This is a genomic window from Pseudomonas sp. MF08875, assembly GCF_059862525.1.
Window position 1 is genome coordinate 1 of record NZ_JCBCUW010000002.1, and the last position, 16,385, is coordinate 16,385.

At 60.3% G+C, this 16,385-nt stretch carries 20 protein-coding genes and 1 tRNA gene; 8 read left to right on the forward strand and 13 right to left on the reverse strand.

The window, feature by feature from the left end:
- Positions 1-207 precede the first annotated feature (207 nt).
- Positions 208-807 carry a hypothetical protein gene (locus tag AC19YT_RS01315; RefSeq protein WP_500609591.1) on the forward strand — a complete coding sequence of 200 codons (600 nt, stop codon included), beginning with the start codon at positions 208-210 and terminating at the stop codon, positions 805-807.
- A 331-nt stretch (positions 808-1,138) separates the two neighbouring features.
- Here the strand turns inward: AC19YT_RS01315 and AC19YT_RS01320 are convergent, their stop codons facing one another.
- The 12 genes from AC19YT_RS01320 to AC19YT_RS01375 form a co-directional block, all read right to left on the reverse strand.
- Positions 1,139-1,369: a hypothetical protein gene (locus AC19YT_RS01320; protein WP_500609592.1), complete on the reverse strand. Its 231-nt coding sequence runs from the start codon at positions 1,367-1,369 to the stop codon at positions 1,139-1,141.
- Positions 1,370-1,372: 3 nt separating this feature from the next.
- The gene (locus tag AC19YT_RS01325) at positions 1,373-1,798 is read right to left on the reverse strand and encodes a hypothetical protein (protein ID WP_500609593.1); all 426 of its coding nucleotides are present in this window, start codon (positions 1,796-1,798) and stop codon (positions 1,373-1,375) included.
- A 223-nt stretch (positions 1,799-2,021) separates the two neighbouring features.
- Positions 2,022-2,162, reverse strand: coding sequence for a hypothetical protein (locus AC19YT_RS01330; protein ID WP_221733158.1), 141 nt, complete (start codon positions 2,160-2,162; stop codon positions 2,022-2,024).
- Between the two features lie 3 nt (positions 2,163-2,165).
- On the reverse strand, positions 2,166-2,471 hold the full coding sequence (locus tag AC19YT_RS01335; protein ID WP_500609594.1) for a helix-turn-helix domain-containing protein: 306 nt from the start codon (positions 2,469-2,471) through the stop codon (positions 2,166-2,168).
- Positions 2,472-2,702, reverse strand: coding sequence for a helix-turn-helix transcriptional regulator (locus AC19YT_RS01340; RefSeq protein ID WP_500609595.1), 231 nt, complete (start codon positions 2,700-2,702; stop codon positions 2,472-2,474).
- 88 nt (positions 2,703-2,790) lie between these two features.
- A complete protein-coding gene (locus tag AC19YT_RS01345) occupies positions 2,791-3,282 on the reverse strand; it encodes a PH domain-containing protein (RefSeq protein WP_500609596.1) in 492 nt (163 codons plus the stop codon).
- An 8-nt stretch (positions 3,283-3,290) separates the two neighbouring features.
- The gene (locus AC19YT_RS01350; protein ID WP_500609597.1) at positions 3,291-4,499 is read right to left on the reverse strand and encodes a tyrosine-type recombinase/integrase; all 1,209 of its coding nucleotides are present in this window, start codon (positions 4,497-4,499) and stop codon (positions 3,291-3,293) included.
- Positions 4,500-4,707: 208 nt separating this feature from the next.
- A tRNA-Phe gene (locus tag AC19YT_RS01355) sits at positions 4,708-4,783 on the reverse strand.
- Between the two features lie 102 nt (positions 4,784-4,885).
- Positions 4,886-5,158 carry an oxidative damage protection protein gene (locus AC19YT_RS01360; protein ID WP_095108820.1) on the reverse strand — a complete coding sequence of 91 codons (273 nt, stop codon included), beginning with the start codon at positions 5,156-5,158 and terminating at the stop codon, positions 4,886-4,888.
- Complete coding sequence (mutY, locus tag AC19YT_RS01365; RefSeq protein WP_500609598.1) at positions 5,155-6,222, reverse strand: A/G-specific adenine glycosylase; 1,068 nt, start codon at positions 6,220-6,222, stop codon at positions 5,155-5,157. The genes AC19YT_RS01360 and mutY overlap by 4 nt, the downstream gene beginning before the upstream one ends.
- Positions 6,219-8,450 carry an AsmA family protein gene (locus AC19YT_RS01370; protein WP_500609599.1) on the reverse strand — a complete coding sequence of 744 codons (2,232 nt, stop codon included), beginning with the start codon at positions 8,448-8,450 and terminating at the stop codon, positions 6,219-6,221. Before AC19YT_RS01370 ends, mutY begins: the two co-directional genes overlap by 4 nt.
- A gap of 83 nt (positions 8,451-8,533) precedes the next feature.
- Positions 8,534-8,932 carry an acetyl-CoA sensor PanZ family protein gene (locus AC19YT_RS01375; RefSeq protein ID WP_500599587.1) on the reverse strand — a complete coding sequence of 133 codons (399 nt, stop codon included), beginning with the start codon at positions 8,930-8,932 and terminating at the stop codon, positions 8,534-8,536.
- 224 nt (positions 8,933-9,156) lie between these two features.
- On the opposite strand from AC19YT_RS01375, the gene AC19YT_RS01380 reads away from it, so the two are divergent.
- The 7 genes from AC19YT_RS01380 to AC19YT_RS01410 all read left to right on the forward strand — a co-directional run bounded on the left by AC19YT_RS01380 (position 9,157) and on the right by AC19YT_RS01410 (position 15,127).
- Entirely contained in the window at positions 9,157-10,818 is a 1,662-nt protein-coding gene (locus AC19YT_RS01380; RefSeq protein WP_500609600.1) for an OFA family MFS transporter, read from the forward strand.
- 279 nt (positions 10,819-11,097) lie between these two features.
- On the forward strand, positions 11,098-11,691 hold the full coding sequence (gene hisB, locus AC19YT_RS01385; protein WP_095108825.1) for an imidazoleglycerol-phosphate dehydratase HisB: 594 nt from the start codon (positions 11,098-11,100) through the stop codon (positions 11,689-11,691).
- Entirely contained in the window at positions 11,691-12,329 is a 639-nt protein-coding gene (hisH, locus tag AC19YT_RS01390) for an imidazole glycerol phosphate synthase subunit HisH (protein ID WP_095108826.1), read from the forward strand. The genes hisB and hisH overlap by 1 nt, the downstream gene beginning before the upstream one ends.
- Positions 12,329-12,586 (forward strand): DUF2164 domain-containing protein, encoded by a 258-nt coding sequence (locus AC19YT_RS01395; RefSeq protein ID WP_500599591.1) that lies wholly within the window; start codon positions 12,329-12,331, stop codon positions 12,584-12,586. The genes hisH and AC19YT_RS01395 overlap by 1 nt, the downstream gene beginning before the upstream one ends.
- Before the next feature lie 101 nt (positions 12,587-12,687).
- A complete protein-coding gene (gene hisA, locus AC19YT_RS01400; RefSeq protein ID WP_500599593.1) occupies positions 12,688-13,431 on the forward strand; it encodes a 1-(5-phosphoribosyl)-5-[(5-phosphoribosylamino)methylideneamino]imidazole-4-carboxamide isomerase in 744 nt (247 codons plus the stop codon).
- 98 nt (positions 13,432-13,529) lie between these two features.
- Positions 13,530-14,300 carry an imidazole glycerol phosphate synthase subunit HisF gene (hisF, locus tag AC19YT_RS01405; RefSeq protein ID WP_500609601.1) on the forward strand — a complete coding sequence of 257 codons (771 nt, stop codon included), beginning with the start codon at positions 13,530-13,532 and terminating at the stop codon, positions 14,298-14,300.
- A gap of 71 nt (positions 14,301-14,371) precedes the next feature.
- Complete coding sequence (locus AC19YT_RS01410; protein WP_500609602.1) at positions 14,372-15,127, forward strand: substrate-binding periplasmic protein; 756 nt, start codon at positions 14,372-14,374, stop codon at positions 15,125-15,127.
- Here the strand turns inward: AC19YT_RS01410 and AC19YT_RS01415 are convergent.
- The gene (locus AC19YT_RS01415) at positions 15,118-16,371 is read right to left on the reverse strand and encodes a Vps62-related protein (RefSeq protein ID WP_095108831.1); all 1,254 of its coding nucleotides are present in this window, start codon (positions 16,369-16,371) and stop codon (positions 15,118-15,120) included. The genes AC19YT_RS01410 and AC19YT_RS01415 overlap by 10 nt on opposite strands.
- Positions 16,372-16,385: the final 14 nt, after the last annotated feature.

The window sequence follows — 16,385 nt, forward strand, 5'->3', positions numbered from 1 at the left end:
CCTGAGTCAGCTGCCGGTAATGCGTAGTCATCTGCGCTTGAATCCTTCGGTGTGAGAGCCTGGATTCTACCGGTGGCTGGCTCTCTGCCTCTCGTTTCAAGCGTTGCGCTTATTCTATGAATTCAGGGGGAGATAACTATCGATCCCAAGCCCATCCTTCTTGAAGGGAACAACCGGTTTGACAAGCGACTTCCATCACTCGAAGAGATGCGAACGGAGCTTGGGTTCTTTACCACTAAGATGCAGGAACGGGCACCGAACCTGACCATCAAGGCGACCGTCGACTCGCTTCCACAGTTGCACAGGGCGAGCGCTGTCTTCTTCCAGGGCCTCGAAGAAATTCTTGAGTTCATCGATGCGGTTTACAAAAAATACGAGTCCGGCCATAAATTCCCTCAAAACCTAGAGGGTTTCAAAGAGATCTTCGGCTTGGCCAAAGCGGCGAACGTACAGGGAGTGCACCTGATATTCGCGGCAATTGTCTTCAAAGCAATAACCGGCGAAAAGAACAACCCCATCCTCAAGCTATTGAAGTTCAATAAGCCCAATTTCATCGAGGAAGGTCACTCGTTCAATGGTGCTCTGGACATATATTCCCTGATGCTTTTCCTGAGTGAAATCCGTAATCATGGGGGCAACGTTTTCTTTGTCACTGCCGACAAAGACCTGATTCATCTGTGGAACGATATGAATGAGTTCATGGTGGTCAATGATGAACCAGGTGTTCTCCACTTCGACATGATGTATTTCCTCCCCGGTCTTGAGGAAGGCGAAGCCGATGAGCTTCAGGAGCTTATGAGGGGTTAAGGAAGGGTGCCGGGAGGGTTGTTTTCAAACTACCTCTCCCGGGTCGGCCGGGATGCTGGGGTCCCCCAAGAAACCTTCGACTACTACGCAGCTAACGATCGCCCTGACTCTCTAGCAAACGGAGTTGTAGGGTATGCCATGGGTGGTGAGCCGCACTATCGCCCCGGGTTTCGGAGACACCTATGAATGACCGCTTCTGGCCGTTCTCTGCCGATCATTGTTACAACGCGTGTTGGTCAAATCCGATGCAATCGCTGGTCAGAACGAATGCAAGTGACTGGTCAGGTCGAATGCAAACGGGTGGTCAAGTGGAGCGCAATTTCGCAGATGGTCACGCACTGGCTGCGGCAAAGCTGACGTGTCTGCTCATTGCGTGATGCTTTGCACCGGCACAGACAACACCCATTGGTATATCTATAAAGGGCTTCACTTTTTGAAGCAGGCTAACCCCCACCATCGGTTCAATATCTAAAGCAAGTGGTTCCGTATTTCGTCTGTATTTCGCTGCTTTTAAGCCTTTTTTCCCGCTGCCCGCTTCAATAAGTGAATCGACTCGCTTCAATAGTTAAAGCGGGCGTTCTGCTCTTTTGGTGGCAAAACATCGTGGTGGCGCGTTGGTCGATTTGATCTCTAGGTCTGCGCCGGGGCAGTCGTCGATTGCATACCAGGTGACGGCATAAAGAGCGCAGCGCCCCCCTGGGTTGATAAAGCGCCCTTGGCGGGTGCGGACGATTAGGTTTTTATTTTGTAGTTCGCTAAGCACCTTTGTAAGCGTTGCGGTTGATGCAATGCCGCGTGGCTTGAGCTGCGTTATCGTCGCGGATAAGTTGCCGTTGTTTCTGCCGTTGTATTGACGAACAAGGCTGTGCAACACCTTGAGCGCGCTACCGGACAAGCTTTGAAAGTCCGGGTGATCCTCGACAACGTGCAGGAACATCGAGAACCCACCGGCTTCCTTACGGCCTTTGGATTTCCCGTAGGACTTGGCCATGATTAAGTCCAGCCGAAGAAATGGGCCGTACCAGCCGTAAATAATCCCGACTTACGCCAACTGCCAAAGCAGCCAGCAGGGGGTGAGCCAGCGGATAACAAATACCAGCCATTGCAGGTGCCTTGCTTATCGCTCGGGACGTGGACGCGATGGATATCGCCGTCTGGCTCTGGCAGCCAATCAAGCGGCCCGAGCGCGGCCTGTAGCGCGTCGCGGAGCTGAGTCACACAATCCATAAGGCCACCTCGATAGCGATCAATAACACCAGCTCAGCACCAGCCGGTGCCAGGGTGAACAGGTAGCGGTAAGCCAAATTTGGGCAAGCCTTCGGCGTCGGCGGGTTAGCGCCGTTTTGAATTTGCATGGGTTAAGCCTCGGCTTGGACGGGGGTGGTGCTGGTGCTTAGGTAGTACAGGGCCACGCGTCGGTGCGTGCGTCCGTGCTCATCCATTCGGGTGATTCGGTGGGTTTTGATGGGATGCCCTTGCTCGCGTAGCTCTTTGATTCGTTGTGCTGGAGCCATCACGTTCAACTCGCCACGAGCTGCGATTGTGTCTATTGGTTCGACTTGTAGGCGGCTCAGCAGGCGGGCGCGTTGTGCGCTGCCGCTGGTATCATTGTTGGGTGATTTGATAGGGCTGGCCGTTTGGTTGGCGCTTTTTTTTGCGTCCATTTATGCGACCTCCCCACGGCTGGCGGCAATGCGTTCATCGCACCACGCCAGCACCTCAGCTTCGATCCAGACAACAGACTTAGGCCCAAGCATGATTTGCGCAGGGAAAGTTCCAGCGGCAATGCGCCGGTAAAGCTCAGATGTGGATAGAGTGGTCAGCGCTTTGACTTCACGCAGTTTGATGAAGCGGCGGGACTGTTCTGCGAGAACTGCTTGGGTTGGTACGGCCATGATGTCGTCTCCTTGGGAGGTGTTGGGTCATGGCTTCGTCATTATTGGCGGAGATTCAAGTTCGTCTATGGTAGTTTTTTTTCTCCGCCTACTTTCTCGGCTGTCTGGCGCCATCTGCTTTTTTTGCGCAGCTTGCTCTGTACCTCTCCGCGTCTGGCCTTAGCCTCTCTATCTCGCGTTCTTTCGATTCAATTTCAGTGTGAAGATGGATGATACGGGCGTGTGCCTCTTCAAGCGTTTGGGGTAAAGCAGGGATAACAAGGCCCTCACCAGTCGCATGGATCTCTATTTTTGCCTTTCCAGATGGGGGTGGAAACGGGAGATCTGCGAGTCGACTAAGCCAATCTGATGGGAGTGACTGCTTTCGGCCTCTCGCCCAGTCCGCCAGATCAACACAACGATATTTGCCTCCGATCTTTTCTAGGTCACCATCTTTTTGGGCTTTCTCAATACGCTTGCGCCAGCGACCTTTCACGTCTGCCAGATCCTCGCCCTTTTCCATGGCTCGGTGTGCTAGTAGTTCTGTTGCCTGTGCCGGTGTCAGCAGATTATTTGCATCACGCCGCTCTGTCATTGGCATTGCCCCGGTCATGCTTTCCGCTTGATGTTCACCACATTGGCTCCAGTGCACAGGGCGTCTATCGAGTCGGCCCAGGCTTGCATCATGTCGCGGCGTTGCTCCAAGTAGGAGGCATGGTTGTAAGTGGCGCGAATTTCGTCGCTATCGCCGTGGGCTAGCTGGCGCTCAATCCAGTCCTTGTTGTAACCACGCCCGTTTAATTCGGTGCTCAGCAGGTGACGGAACCCGTGGCCGGTCTGGCGGCCTTCGTAACCCATCAGGCGCAATGCCTTGTTGACGGTGTTCTCACTCATTGGACGGGCTGGGTTTTGCTGGCCGGCGAACACTAGCGGGTAATGCCCGGTGATTTCTTGGAGCTGGCGCAGGATGGCCAAGGCTTGGCAGGGTAGGGGCACCACATGCGGGCGGCGGGCTTTCATGCGCTCTTTCGGAATTGTCCAAGTGGCGGCCTCTAGGTCGAACTCAGACCAAGGCGCGGCGCGTAGTTCGCCGGGGCGCACGGCAGTCAACGTCAGCAAGCGGATGGCGCAGCGGGTCAGGGTGTTGATGTTGGTGGTGTCGATCTTGCCCAACAGTTCGGGGAGTTCGGTAAAGGTGACGTGCGGATGATGGCGAGCGGCCTTTGCGGGTGCTGCAACCACACTCAAGTCAGTGGCAGGATTGGCGTCTACGGCACCTTTGGCCAGTGCAAAGCGGAATATCTGGTGTAGCCATTGGCGAATCTTGCCGGCGGCGTTGAGGGTGCCGCGGGCTTCGACCTTACGCACCAGTTCTACCAGCTCCGGGCGGGTGATGGCTTTCAGTGCTCGCGAGCCGATACCTGGGATTAAGTCGTTTTCCAGATATAGCTTGGCTTTGTAGGTGGTGCTTTCCGCCCAGCGCGGGGCGTTGTAGGCAAACCACTCGCGCGCCATCGTTTCGAAAGTCAGCCCTTCGACCTTCTGCGCTTGCCTGGTGGCTTTTTTCTGCTCGCCTGGGTCGATGCCATCAACTAGCAGTTGGCGGGCCTCGTCGCGGCGCTGGCGAGCTTTTAACAGGGTGACGGCGGGGTAGGTGCCAAGTGCAAGCATCTTGGCCTTGCCATTGAAGCGGTAGCGATAGCGCCACAACTTGGAGCCGGTCGGCGCCACTTCCAGGCACAGCCCGTTGGCGTCCGTGAGGCGATAAAGCTTCTCTGTCGGTTTGGCAGTGCGAATGGTGGTATCTGATAGCGGCATAGCGACTCCCCCGCAGGTCCCGCCTAGCAAGGGCTTGGCTTGCGAGGTGTGAGTAGATTTTCAGACCGAACCGGCTCTACTCGCAAATCTACGCGCATAGGTTTGGGCTTACAAGGGAAGGTATGGGAAGCGTAGACAATAAAAAACCCGCACTAGGCGGGTTTCTTGGGGCTTTCGGGTGGTTTAGACACCACCTGAAATTAATTAGTGGTGCCCAGAGACGGAATCGAACCGCCGACACGGGGATTTTCAATCCCCTGCTCTACCGACTGAGCTATCTGGGCAACGGGGCGCATTAAACGGGTTTTTCAGGGGGTCGTCAAGCAAGTTTTCTAAAAATATTTAATTATTACCGTCGCTTACGACCCGGCATCGGTTTTGTGGGGTTATTCGGCGGGGGGCACATAGCCTTCGGCCTTGGCGTAATCCTCGCCGCTGAAGAACTTGTCCATTTCGCCTTGCAGGTATTTGCGGTCTTCGGCGTTCATCATGTTCAGGCGTTTTTCGTTGATGAGCAGGGTCTGGTGTTTTTGCCAGTCGCCCCAGGCCTTTTGCGAGACGTGGTCGAAGATGTCCTGGCCTTTGGCGCCAGGGAACGGAGGGCGCTCGAGGGCGGGCAGTTCTTCGTGGTACTTGCGGCACATGATGGTGCGGGTCATGACGACTCTCCTGCGTTCAATACGTCGGCCGCGCGCTTGAGCAGTTTTTTCACCGGGGCGGCAAGGCCCAGGCGCGGCGGGGTGGCGAGGTTATACCAGAGCCAGTCGGCCTCGGCCACGTGGTGGGCCGATTCCTCGACCCGCACCAGCCAGGGCTCGATGGCCAGTTGGAAGTGGCTGAAGGTGTGGATCAGCCCAGGCATTTGCTGCTGTTGGCCCATGTGCAGGGAATGCTGCAGCGTCAGGTGTTCGAGGTCCTGTAGGTCGTCGAGTTCCGGCAGGCTCCACAACCCGCCCCACAGGCCCGTGGATGGGCGCCGGTAAAGCAGAATGGCGCCGTCGCGGTTGGCCAGCAGGGGCATCAGGGTGCGTTTTTGCGGGATGCTCTTGCGCGGCTTGGGGATTGGGTAGCGGGTTTCCAGGCCCAGCAGGTGTGCCTGGCAGCCGGTTTCCAGCGGGCACAGCAGGCAACTGGGCTTGCTGCGGGTGCAGAGGGTGGCGCCCATGTCCATCATCGCCTGGGTGTAGGCGTTGACCCGGTCATAGGGCGTGAAGCGCTCTGCGGTGGCCCACAACGCCTTGGCCACCTTCGGTTCGCCCGGGTAGCCCTCCTGGGCGGTGAAGCGCGCCAGCACGCGTTTGACGTTGCCGTCGAGGATCGGCGCCCGCAGGCCCATGCTCAGGCTGGCGATGGCGCCGGCGGTGGACAGGCCGATGCCCGGCAGTTCGACGAGTTTTTCCACGTCCCGGGGGAATTGGCCGCCATGTTCGGCGACGATGATCTGCGCGGTCTTTTGCAGGTTGCGCGCGCGGGTGTAGTAGCCCAGGCCCGTCCACAGGTGCAGCACTTCATCTTCCGGGGCCTCGGCCAGGGCTTGCACCGTGGGCAGTGCGGCCATGAAGCGGTCGAAGTAGTTGAGCACGGTGCTGACCTGGGTCTGCTGCAACATGATTTCCGAGACCCACACCCGGTAAGGCGTGATGCCCTGTTGCCAGGGCAGGTCGTGGCGGCCGTGGCGGTCGTACCAGCTCAGCACGGCGGTGGAAAACTGCTCGGATGTCATTTTTTGAACAGACCTTTAAGGGTGTTTTTCAACTCGGGGCTGACCTTGTCGCCGAGTTTCTCTTCCAGTTTTTCGCTGAGCTTGTTGCCTGCCAGCTTGGTTGCGACCTGGCCGAGGCCGTCCTTGTCCAGGCGGCAGGCCTTGGCGCCCAGCTCCAGCGGGCCGCGGCAGCGCAATGGCCACTCGATGCCTTCGTAGCGTGGGTTCACGGCGCAGGCCGGGTCGGGCATGTCGCGCTTGTCGCCTTCGATGATGATGCCCACGCGGTAGTCCATGCCCAGCACGCGCAGGTCGACGTCGCCGTTGCCGTTGACGGTCAGGCCGGGGATGCGCACTTTCAGGTCCGGGTTGCTGGCCACGCCGTTGCGCAGGGTCAGGTTGCCTTTGAGTTCCTGGAAGGGCGTGTCCTTGCCGCGCGGAGTGCCGCTCAGGGTCTTGCGGTTGAGCAGGGCGATGCCTTGGCACAGTTGCTGCTCAAGGTTGGCGTTGACCAGCACGCCGTTGTTGATGACGAAGCCGACGTTGCCATTGAGGCTGTCCACCAGGGCTTTCTGGCTGTTGCCGCTGCCGTTCAGGTTGCTGTCGAGGTTGACCAGGCCTTTGACCTGGGGCACTTGGCCCTGGCTTTCGAGGATGCGTTCGACCGGCACTTTGTTGAGGCGCGTGCGCAGGCTCAGCAGCGGCGCAGCGGGGCGCACGTCGAGGTTGCCGCTGGCCTCGAACGTGCCGTTGTAGAGCTCGCCGCGCAGGTTTTCCAGCTTGAGCACGCCGCCCTGGCCGGAGGCCTTGAGCGCGGCGTTGTGGATCGGCAGTTTGTCGAGGGTCAGTTGGCCGAAGTTGAGGTCGGCGGCGATGTCCAGTTTGCCCAGGCGTTCCACCGGCAGCAGGCGTTCGGTGCTCCAGGCGCCCTTGGTCGGCGCGTCCGGCAGCGGCGTGGTGCCCGCGCCGGCGCTGGCCATGGCGTCCGCCTCGCTGCTCTTGACTTCGGCCTGGCGCGCCACGGCGGCGCTGTTGGCTTGGGCGGATTTGGGCGGCAGGTAGCGGTCGACGTCGAGGGTGTCGCCCTTGAGCTGCACGCGCAGGGATTGCTTGGCGAAGTCGTCGACGGCGATGCGCCCGGTGAAGGTGCTGGCGTCGAGCTTCAGGTTGAGGTCTTCCAGGGCCAGGCTGGTGGGCGTGCCCTTGAGGCGGCTGACCAGTTCGACCTTGCTCAGGCTGCCTTCGCCCATGGCGGGCAGGGTCTGGCCGATGCTGTCGACGAATTTCGTCAGGTCGAACTGGGCAATCGACAGGCCACCGCTGATCTGCGGGGTCTTGTCCAGGTCGTTGACCTTCAGTTCGCCCAGGGCGCGCAACTGGTTGGCGGAGATTTTCAGGCCGTTCCACTCGGCAATGTTGGCGGCCATGTCCACCAGCAACTGGCCTTGGGCGGCGAAGGTCATGGTCTTGCCTTGCAGCGGTTCACCGGAAACTTCGCCGGACAGTTTCATGTCCTCGAACTGATAGCGCTGGAGGGCGCGGTCAAAACGCAGCTCGCCGGCCAGCTCCGAACGTACCCGCACCACGGGTTGGTTGCTGCTCAGGAATGCAGTGAGCTTGAGCGGGATATTGCTGCCTTCGTGGATGGCCCCGGTGCTCAACTGGATGCTCTCGGCGCTCAGTTGCTGGCCGCTTTGTTCGTCGAAGTATTCAACCCGGGCGTTGTTCACGGTCAGGCTGTCGATGTCCAGGCGGATCGGTTGCGCGGGTTTTTCCGGCGCCGGGGCAGGCGTGGCGGGGGTGGTGCTGGCGTCTACTTTCGGCGTGGCGGCGGTGTCGGGCGCCTTGGCCTTGCCGATGTCCTGCCAGTTGCCGTGGCCGTGCTTGTCGCGGTTCAGGCGCAGGTTCAGGCCTTCGACCCGCACGTCGCTCATCTGCACTTCGCGGCGCAGCAGGGGCAGTACGCGCACGGAGAGGCCGAGCATTTGCAGGTCGGCGAACGGCTTGTCGGGGTTGGTCAGGGTGGCGATGCCGGCGTCATGCAGCTCCAGGCCCAGCCAAGGGAAGAGGCTCCAGCCGATGTCGCCATTGAGTGTCAGCTCGATGTGGGCCTTGTCGCGGGCGATCTGGCGGATCTCGTCTTTGTAGTCGTTGGGGTCGAACAGGTGGGTCAGGGCAAAGCCCAGGGCCACGATGACCAGCAACAGCCCGAGAATGACCAGCCCCAGGATTTTGCCAAACGCTTTCATGGGCGCGTCCTTTCAGTGTGTCGAGTGCGGAATTAGCCGGGGAGTATAGCGCCGCCAACCCGGTGCCTGACTACCGGGTACGGTTACAGCAGGTCCAGCGGCAGGTGCAGTTTGGCGGCCAGGGCCTGGGCCTCCAGGTGGCCGGCGGGGGCTTGCAGGCGCAGCTGCGCGCCTTGTTGCGCGGCCATACGCTGGGCTTCGCACACCAGGCGTTCCGCTACTCCACGTCGTCGGGTGATTTTTCGTACGCATAGTTGGGAAAGATGCCAGACCTGCCCCTGGCGTTGCAGGCGCGCCGCACCCAGCAGGCGATCGTTGAAGCGCCCGGCGATCAGGCTAGCGTCGGCCAGGGCGCTTTCGATCAGCTGCAGGTCGTCGGCAAACGGCGCGAATAGCCAGGGCGGCGCGTCGTGGTAGATCTTGCGCAAGTCTTGCTGGTCCTGGTAGGTCGCTTCGTGCAGCGTCTGGACAACGATGGGCATGGGGGTTCCTTGTGCGGGGCAAGTACAGATGGCGCATAAAACGCCGGATCAGCAGGGTTTATCCGCCAGACGCAAATGGTAACCTCTGCCGGTTCGCCCGTCCTTCTGCGGCTTAACGTCGCGTTCTTGGAGCTTCACCCGATAAAACAGCCATGCCTGCGTGCACCAAGGCTGGGGCGAAGTGCGGCCGGCGAACGCTACTCAACATTGGGGGATACAACAAGATGAGCATCAGCACCGAGGCTGGCAGCATCGCTGCGCAGCCCGCGTTCCTGGCCAAGGAGCGCATTATTGCCAAGCCCGGGTTCAACCGTTGGCTGGTTCCGCCGGCCGCGTTGGCCATTCATTTGTGCATCGGCATGGCCTATGGCTTTTCGGTGTTCTGGATTCCGCTGTCCAAGGCGTGGGGCGTGACCACGGCCGTGGCCTGCGCGCCGGGCACCGGGTTTATCGAGCAGGTTTTTTCGGCGCAGTGCGACTGGCCGATCTCCATGTTGGGCTGGATCTACACCCTGTTCTTCATTTTCCTGGGCTGCTCGGCGGCTGTCTGGGGCGGTTGGCTGGAGCACGCCGGGCCGCGCAAGGCCGGTGTGGTATCGGCGTTGTGCTGGTGCGGTGGCTTGCTGATTTCCGCGCTGGGGGTCTACACCCACCAGATCTGGCTGATGTGGCTCGGCTCCGGGGTGATCGGCGGTATCGGCCTGGGCCTGGGTTATATCTCGCCAGTCTCGACCCTTATCAAGTGGTTCCCCGACAAACGCGGCATGGCCACCGGCATGGCGATCATGGGCTTTGGCGGCGGGGCGATGGTCGGTGCGCCGCTGGCGGCGTTGCTGATGGGCCATTTCGCTTCGTCCACCAGCGTCGGCGTGTGGCAGAGCTTTGTGGTGATGGCGGCGATTTACTTCGTGTTCATGATCGGCGGTGCGCTGGCCTACCGCGTGCCGCCCACCGGTTGGAAGCCTGAAGGCTGGAGCCCGCCGGCGAAAAAAACCGCCAACGCGATGATTACCCACCGCCATGTGCATGTGAGCGTGGCCTGGAAAACCCCGCAGTTTGCTTTGGTGTGGCTGGTGCTGTGCCTGAACGTCTCGGCGGGCATCGGCATCCTGGGCATGGCCTCGCCGCTGTTGCAGGAGGTGTTTGCCGGCAAACTGCTGGGCAACGACCTGACCTTCAGCCAACTGGATGCCGCGCAATTGGCGCAGGTCGCCGCCATTGCTGCCGGCTTCACCGGTTTGCTCAGTCTGTTCAACATTGGCGGGCGGTTTTTCTGGGCGTCGTTTTCCGACTACCTGGGGCGCAAGAACACCTATTTCGTGTTCTTTGCCCTGGGTTTTGCGCTGTATGCGCTGATCCCCAACCTCGGCCACCTGGGTAACGTGGCGCTGTTCGTGGCGGCGTTCTGCATCATCCTGTCGATGTACGGCGGCGGTTTCGCCACGGTGCCGGCCTACCTGGCGGACCTGTTCGGCACACAGATGGTCGGCGCCATCCATGGGCGCCTGCTCACCGCGTGGGCGGCGGCCGGGGTGTTGGGGCCGGTGCTGGTGAACTACCTGCGCGAATATCAGTTGAGCATCGGCGTCGAGCGCGCGGCGGCCTATGACATCACCCTGTACATCCTCGCCGGCCTGCTGGTGCTGGGGTTCCTCTGCAACCTGCTGGTGCGGCCGGTGGCGGACAAATACTTCATGACCGACGCCCAACTCGCCGCCGAACAGGCCCTGGGCCACGACAAAGGCGCCGACAGCAGCACGGTGCTGCAATGGCAGGCCAGCGAAAGCAGCCGGCCCTGGGTGGTTGCGGCCTGGCTGGCGGTGGGCGTCCCGTTGGCGTGGGGGGTGTGGGTGACGTTGCAGAAGACGGCGGTGTTGTTTCACTAACCTCCTTTGTGGGAGCGGGCTTGCCCGCGACGGCGGCGTGTCAGAAAAGGTGATGTTGATCGACATTCTGCAAGCGCGGGCAGGCCCGCTCCCACACAACCCCGCATTCCTCCATCTCGCATGGCAAACCCGGTCCGCTAAAACCAGCTTGTACGCACATGTACACCCCTGACGGCGCGGCCTCCAGCCCATCGGGGATGTGCTCATGAGGTTTCTGTTTGGCGCCCGGGCACCCTATAATGGCCACCTTTTTCGCCCAATGATTTTGCGGAGCTGGTGATGGCCGAACGTAAGGCATCCGTCGAGCGCGACACTCTGGAAACCCAGATCAAAGCCTCGATCAACCTGGATGGCACTGGAAAGGCCCGATTCGATATCGGTGTTCCCTTTCTTGAGCACATGCTGGATCAAATCGCCCGTCATGGGCTGATCGACCTGGATATCGAAAGCAAGGGCGACCTGCATATCGACGACCACCACACGGTGGAAGACGTCGGCATCACCCTGGGCCAGGCGTTCAGCAAGGCCATTGGCGACAAGAAAGGCATCCGCCGCTACGGCCACGCCTACGTGCCGCTGGACGAAGCGCTGTCGCGCGTGGTGATCGACTTCTCTGGCCGCCCCGGCCTGCAAATGCACGTGCCCTACACCCGCGCCACCGTGGGCGGCTTTGATGTGGACCTGTTCCAGGAGTTCTTCCAGGGCTTCGTCAACCACGCCAACGTCACCCTGCACATCGACAACCTGCGGGGCAGCAACACCCACCACCAGATCGAAACCGTGTTCAAGGCCTTCGGCCGTGCGCTGCGCATGGCTGTGGAGCTCGATGACCGTATGGCCGGGCAAATGCCATCGACCAAAGGCGTTCTGTAATGCAGACCGTCGCCGTCATCGACTACGGCATGGGCAACCTGCATTCGGTGGCCAAGGCCCTGGAGCACGTGGGCGCGGGCAAGGTGCTGATTACCAGTGACGCCAACGTGATCCGCGAAGCCGATCGCGTGGTGTTCCCCGGTGTCGGCGCGATCCGCGACTGCATGGCCGAGATTCGTCGCCTGGGCTTCGATGCCCTGGTGCGCGAAGTCAGCCAGGATCGCCCGTTCCTGGGCATTTGCGTGGGCATGCAGGCGTTGCTCGACCACAGCGAAGAAAACGCCGGGGTGGATTGCATCGGCTTGTTCCCCGGCAACGTGAAGTTCTTCGGCAAGGGCCTGCACGAAGACGGCGAACACCTGAAAGTGCCGCATATGGGCTGGAACGAAGTGCGCCAGTCGGTGCCGCACCCGCTGTGGCACGACATCCCGGACCTGGCGCGTTTTTACTTCGTGCACAGCTACTACATCGCCGCCGCCAATGCGCAGCAGGTGGTGGGAAGCGGCCATTACGGCGTCGACTTCGCCGCGGCCCTGGCCGATGGCTCGCGGTTCGCGGTGCAGTTCCACCCGGAGAAGAGCCACACCCATGGCCTGCAATTGCTGCAGAACTTCGCCACTTGGGACGGGCGCTGGTAATGGCCGCGAAAAAAAAGCCGCCGATCCTGACCCTCACCGCCGAGCAGGAAAGCGAGGCCAACCACAAGATCAAGCGCTTCATGCAGGACCGTTTCGAGCTCGACCTGGGCTCGTTCGAGGCCGCGGAAATCCTTGAGCTGTTCACCCGCGAAATCGCCCCGCACTACTACAACCGGGCGATTTTCGACGTGCAAGCGCACCTCAAAGAGCGCTTTGAAAGCATCGAAAGCGACTTATGGGCGCTTGAGAAAAACTAGAGCAGCGGCAAGCTTCGCGCTTCACGCTGCAAGAATTGATACGCATGCCTGCTTGCAGCTTAAAGCTTGCAGCTCGCAGCTCTTTTGACGAAGGAAAAAGCATGCTCATTATTCCCGCTATCGATCTCAAGGACGGCGCTTGCGTGCGTCTGCGCCAGGGCCGCATGGAAGATTCCACGGTGTTTTCCGACGACCCGGTGAGCATGGCTGCCAAATGGGTGGACGGCGGTTGCCGGCGCCTGCACCTGGTGGACCTCAACGGCGCCTTTGAAGGCCAACCGGTCAACGGTGAAGTGGTTACCGCCATCGCCAAGCGCTACCCGAACCTGCCGATCCAGATCGGCGGCGGTATTCGCTCCCTGGACACCATCGAACACTACGTCAAGGCCGGTGTGAGCTACGTCATCATCGGCACCAAAGCCGTCAAGGACCCGGCCTTCGTGGCCGAGGCCTGCCGCGCCTTCCCGGGCAAGATCATCGTTGGCCTGGACGCCAAGGACGGTTTCGTCGCCACCGACGGCTGGGCCGAAATCAGCACCGTGCAGGTGATCGACCTGGCCAAGCAGTTTGAAAGCGACGGCGTGTCGGCCATCGTTTATACCGACATCGCCAAAGACGGCATGATGCAGGGCTGCAACGTCTCCTACACCGCGGCCCTGGCCGCCGCGACACGGATCCCGGTGATCGCCTCCGGCGGCATCCACAACCTGGGCGACATCCAGGCCCTGCTGGACGCCAAGGCCCCTGGCATCATCGGCGCCATCACTGGCCGTGCGATCTACGAAGGCACGCTGGACGTGGCCGAGGCGCAAGCGCTCTGCGATGCGGCAAGCAGCACGTTTTAAGCGGCAAGTTTCCAGCTACAAGCGGCAAGCAAAAGCCAACCGCTTCTACTTGCCGCTTGTAGCTGGCCGCTAATAACTCTTATCGGAGATGAGCCCCCATGGCATTGGCCAAACGCATCATCCCTTGCCTGGACGTGGATAACGGCCGTGTGGTCAAGGGCGTCAAGTTCGAGAACATCCGCGACGCGGGCGACCCGGTGGAAATCGCCCGGCGCTACGACGAGCAGGGTGCGGACGAGATCACCTTCCTGGATATCACCGCCAGCGTCGATGGCCGCGACACCACGCTGCACACCGTCGAGCGCATGGCCAGCCAGGTGTTTATCCCGCTGACCGTGGGCGGCGGCGTGCGCACTGTGCAAGACATCCGCAACCTGCTCAATGCCGGGGCGGACAAGGTGTCCATCAACACCGCGGCGGTGTTCAACCCCGAGTTCGTCGGCGAGGCCGCGCAGCATTTCGGCTCGCAGTGCATCGTGGTCGCCATTGACGCCAAGAAGGTTTCGCTGGCGGGCCAAACCCCGCGCTGGGAAATCTTCACCCACGGCGGGCGCAAGCCCACCGGCCTGGACGCGGTGGAGTGGGCGGTGAAGATGGAAGGCCTGGGCGCCGGCGAAATATTGCTGACCAGCATGGACCAGGACGGCATGAAAAACGGCTTCGACCTGGGCGTGACCCGCGCCATCAGCGATGCCCTGGGCATCCCAGTGATCGCCTCTGGCGGTGTCGGCAACCTCCAGCACCTGGCCGACGGCATCCTCGAAGGCCACGCCAGCGCGGTGTTGGCGGCGAGTATTTTCCACTTCGGCGAATACACCGTCCCCGAAGCCAAGGCCTACATGGCGGCCCGCGGGATTACCGTGCGCTAGCACCACTGGCTACTGGACAGCATGGCGGGCTCACGGCACTCTGGGCCACGCCATGGATTTGGGTAACCGTCATGCTCAAACGCTTTCTTCCTGTATTGGCCAGCGCCGCGTTGCTCCTCGCCGGCCCGGCGTGGGCGGCTGAGCCTCACCGCCCCAGCGTGGTGCTGCTGACGGAAAACTTTCCGCCCTACAACATGGCAAAAAACGGTAAGAACTTCGCCCAGGACGAGAATATCGACGGCATCGCCGTGGATATCGTGCGGGAAATGTTCAAACGTGCTGGCATTAACTACAGCCTGACCCTGCGCTTCCCGTGGGAACGTATCTACAAACTGGCCCTGGAAAAACCCGGCTACGGCGTGTTCGTCATGGCGCGACTGCCCGACCGCGAAGCGTTGTTCAAATGGGTCGGCCCCATCGGCCCGGACGACTGGATCATGCTCGCCCGCGCCGATAGCAAAATCACCCTGCAAACCCTGGAGCAGGCGCGCAAATACAAGATCGGCGCCTACAAGGGCGATGCCATTGCCGAGACGCTGTCCAAGCAGGGCCTGGCGCCCATCGTGGCGCTACGGGACCAGGACAATGCGCGCAAACTGGTCAGCGGCCAGATCGACCTGTGGGCCACCGGCGACCCGGCCGGCCGTTACCTTGCCCGGCAGGAGGGGGTCACCGGTCTCAAAACGGTGCTGCGTTTCCACAGCGCCGAGTTGTACCTGGCGTTGAACAAGGATGTGCCGGACGAGATCGTCAGCAAACTACAACTCGCCCTCGATCAACTGCGCAAAGAAGGCGAGGTGGAGCGGATCATGGCGCGCTATCTCTGATCGGCCCTGCTGGCACTTGAGTTGAGTTTTATGCCCACCTTGCAGGCGTTGCCCTGTGGATATTCGGTCCAGTAACTGGCCTGGTCATCCTTGTACAACAAGGTTTCCCCTATTTGGCTCCCGTCCTTGCGAAGCAACCTGTAACGGCTCTCGACCAAGTAAAAGGCCAGGGCCGTATTGGGCGCAATATCACTCCAGATGTTCAGGGTTTTTGCTTCTGACCAGCCTTGGGGTGTGGTTATTGCACTCAACTTTGCCGATGCCTTGAAGTGCGTTGCGACTGCCCACGGCGCCCTGATGTCAATTGAGGTTGTTGCGCTAAAGGTATTGGCGGCGGCGCTGTTGATGCCCGTCGTCGTAGACCAGTTATAGCGTTGGGGCGATTCAGCAGTGTTATGCCCGTGGCCGATCAGGATGTAGCGGTCGGTTCTTTCCACTTTATAAGTTGGCGATTGCGATACTTGTTCAAAGGCACTCAGTTGCGGGTCTTTTATCGTGAACCAGGGAAGTTCAGTGAAGCCCGTGCGTGTATTGCTGTCGAGACTTGAAGGTTCGGCATGGCTTGTAAGCTGCGGAGCATCGGCGGGTATGGTTGCCGTCACGGGCATACTGACTCGCAAGGCGTAAGCCGTGGCCATGGTGTTTGGTTTGGTATAGGCGCCAATACCCGCGAACGTGTTCGCGCAGAAGTAGACTTCGCCTGCCAACGCCGCTGGAGGGGTGATGTCCCAGGCACTGAAGTCTTTATCTGCCTGGGAGCCACGGTTGCTCCAGATGAGGTCGCCGATGGATGACTCAATAACCAGGTCTTCGCGCAGGCAGCGCACGGCATCCGTACGGGGCTGCTCCAGCCCATTGCCCACCACCAGGCCCATCGCGACGTAACCGGGTGGCGGTATCGGGCGCCATAGGGACGTGTTCCAACTGCCTTTATGGTTTTGCGTATTGAATCCTTCGCTGTCCCATACCTGCTCATACGAGAGCGGTTCACGTAGCGCGGTGCCTTGAGCACCCTCTATGTCGCGCACGATGGGGACCATGTGTTTGTAATTGATGTCATCGAAGTGTGGGTAAATACAGTCTCCGACGGGATGATAGCCGAACAGTTGCTGAGAAATTCTAGGGCGCCAGAAAGTGGCTTTCTGGCTGCCGATTGTTCCTGCCATCGGGTGCCGGTTATTCCATAGGTAAATAAAGTGCTCGGTAAATCCTATTTGCAGATCTTTATATCTAAAGGGGTCCATGGGTTTCGACTCCT

Excerpts from the sequence above, each read along its gene's own strand:
- AC19YT_RS01315 (WP_500609591.1), top strand. The coding sequence starts at position 208 with ATGCGAACGGAGCTTGGGTTCTTTACCACTAAGATGCAGGAACGGGCA.
- AC19YT_RS01325 (WP_500609593.1), bottom strand. The coding sequence starts at position 1,798 with ATGGCCAAGTCCTACGGGAAATCCAAAGGCCGTAAGGAAGCCGGTGGG.
- AC19YT_RS01330 (WP_221733158.1), bottom strand. The coding sequence starts at position 2,162 with ATGCAAATTCAAAACGGCGCTAACCCGCCGACGCCGAAGGCTTGCCCA.
- AC19YT_RS01335 (WP_500609594.1), bottom strand. The coding sequence starts at position 2,471 with ATGGACGCAAAAAAAAGCGCCAACCAAACGGCCAGCCCTATCAAATCA.
- AC19YT_RS01340 (WP_500609595.1), bottom strand. The coding sequence starts at position 2,702 with ATGGCCGTACCAACCCAAGCAGTTCTCGCAGAACAGTCCCGCCGCTTC.
- AC19YT_RS01345 (WP_500609596.1), bottom strand. The coding sequence starts at position 3,282 with ATGCCAATGACAGAGCGGCGTGATGCAAATAATCTGCTGACACCGGCA.
- AC19YT_RS01350 (WP_500609597.1), bottom strand. The coding sequence starts at position 4,499 with ATGCCGCTATCAGATACCACCATTCGCACTGCCAAACCGACAGAGAAG.
- AC19YT_RS01360 (WP_095108820.1), bottom strand. The coding sequence starts at position 5,158 with ATGACCCGCACCATCATGTGCCGCAAGTACCACGAAGAACTGCCCGCC.
- mutY (WP_500609598.1), bottom strand. The coding sequence starts at position 6,222 with ATGACATCCGAGCAGTTTTCCACCGCCGTGCTGAGCTGGTACGACCGC.
- AC19YT_RS01370 (WP_500609599.1), bottom strand. The coding sequence starts at position 8,450 with ATGAAAGCGTTTGGCAAAATCCTGGGGCTGGTCATTCTCGGGCTGTTG.
- AC19YT_RS01375 (WP_500599587.1), bottom strand. The coding sequence starts at position 8,932 with ATGCCCATCGTTGTCCAGACGCTGCACGAAGCGACCTACCAGGACCAG.
- AC19YT_RS01380 (WP_500609600.1), top strand. The coding sequence starts at position 9,157 with ATGAGCATCAGCACCGAGGCTGGCAGCATCGCTGCGCAGCCCGCGTTC.
- hisB (WP_095108825.1), top strand. The coding sequence starts at position 11,098 with ATGGCCGAACGTAAGGCATCCGTCGAGCGCGACACTCTGGAAACCCAG.
- hisH (WP_095108826.1), top strand. The coding sequence starts at position 11,691 with ATGCAGACCGTCGCCGTCATCGACTACGGCATGGGCAACCTGCATTCG.
- AC19YT_RS01395 (WP_500599591.1), top strand. The coding sequence starts at position 12,329 with ATGGCCGCGAAAAAAAAGCCGCCGATCCTGACCCTCACCGCCGAGCAG.
- hisA (WP_500599593.1), top strand. The coding sequence starts at position 12,688 with ATGCTCATTATTCCCGCTATCGATCTCAAGGACGGCGCTTGCGTGCGT.
- hisF (WP_500609601.1), top strand. The coding sequence starts at position 13,530 with ATGGCATTGGCCAAACGCATCATCCCTTGCCTGGACGTGGATAACGGC.
- AC19YT_RS01410 (WP_500609602.1), top strand. The coding sequence starts at position 14,372 with ATGCTCAAACGCTTTCTTCCTGTATTGGCCAGCGCCGCGTTGCTCCTC.
- AC19YT_RS01415 (WP_095108831.1), bottom strand. The coding sequence starts at position 16,371 with ATGGACCCCTTTAGATATAAAGATCTGCAAATAGGATTTACCGAGCAC.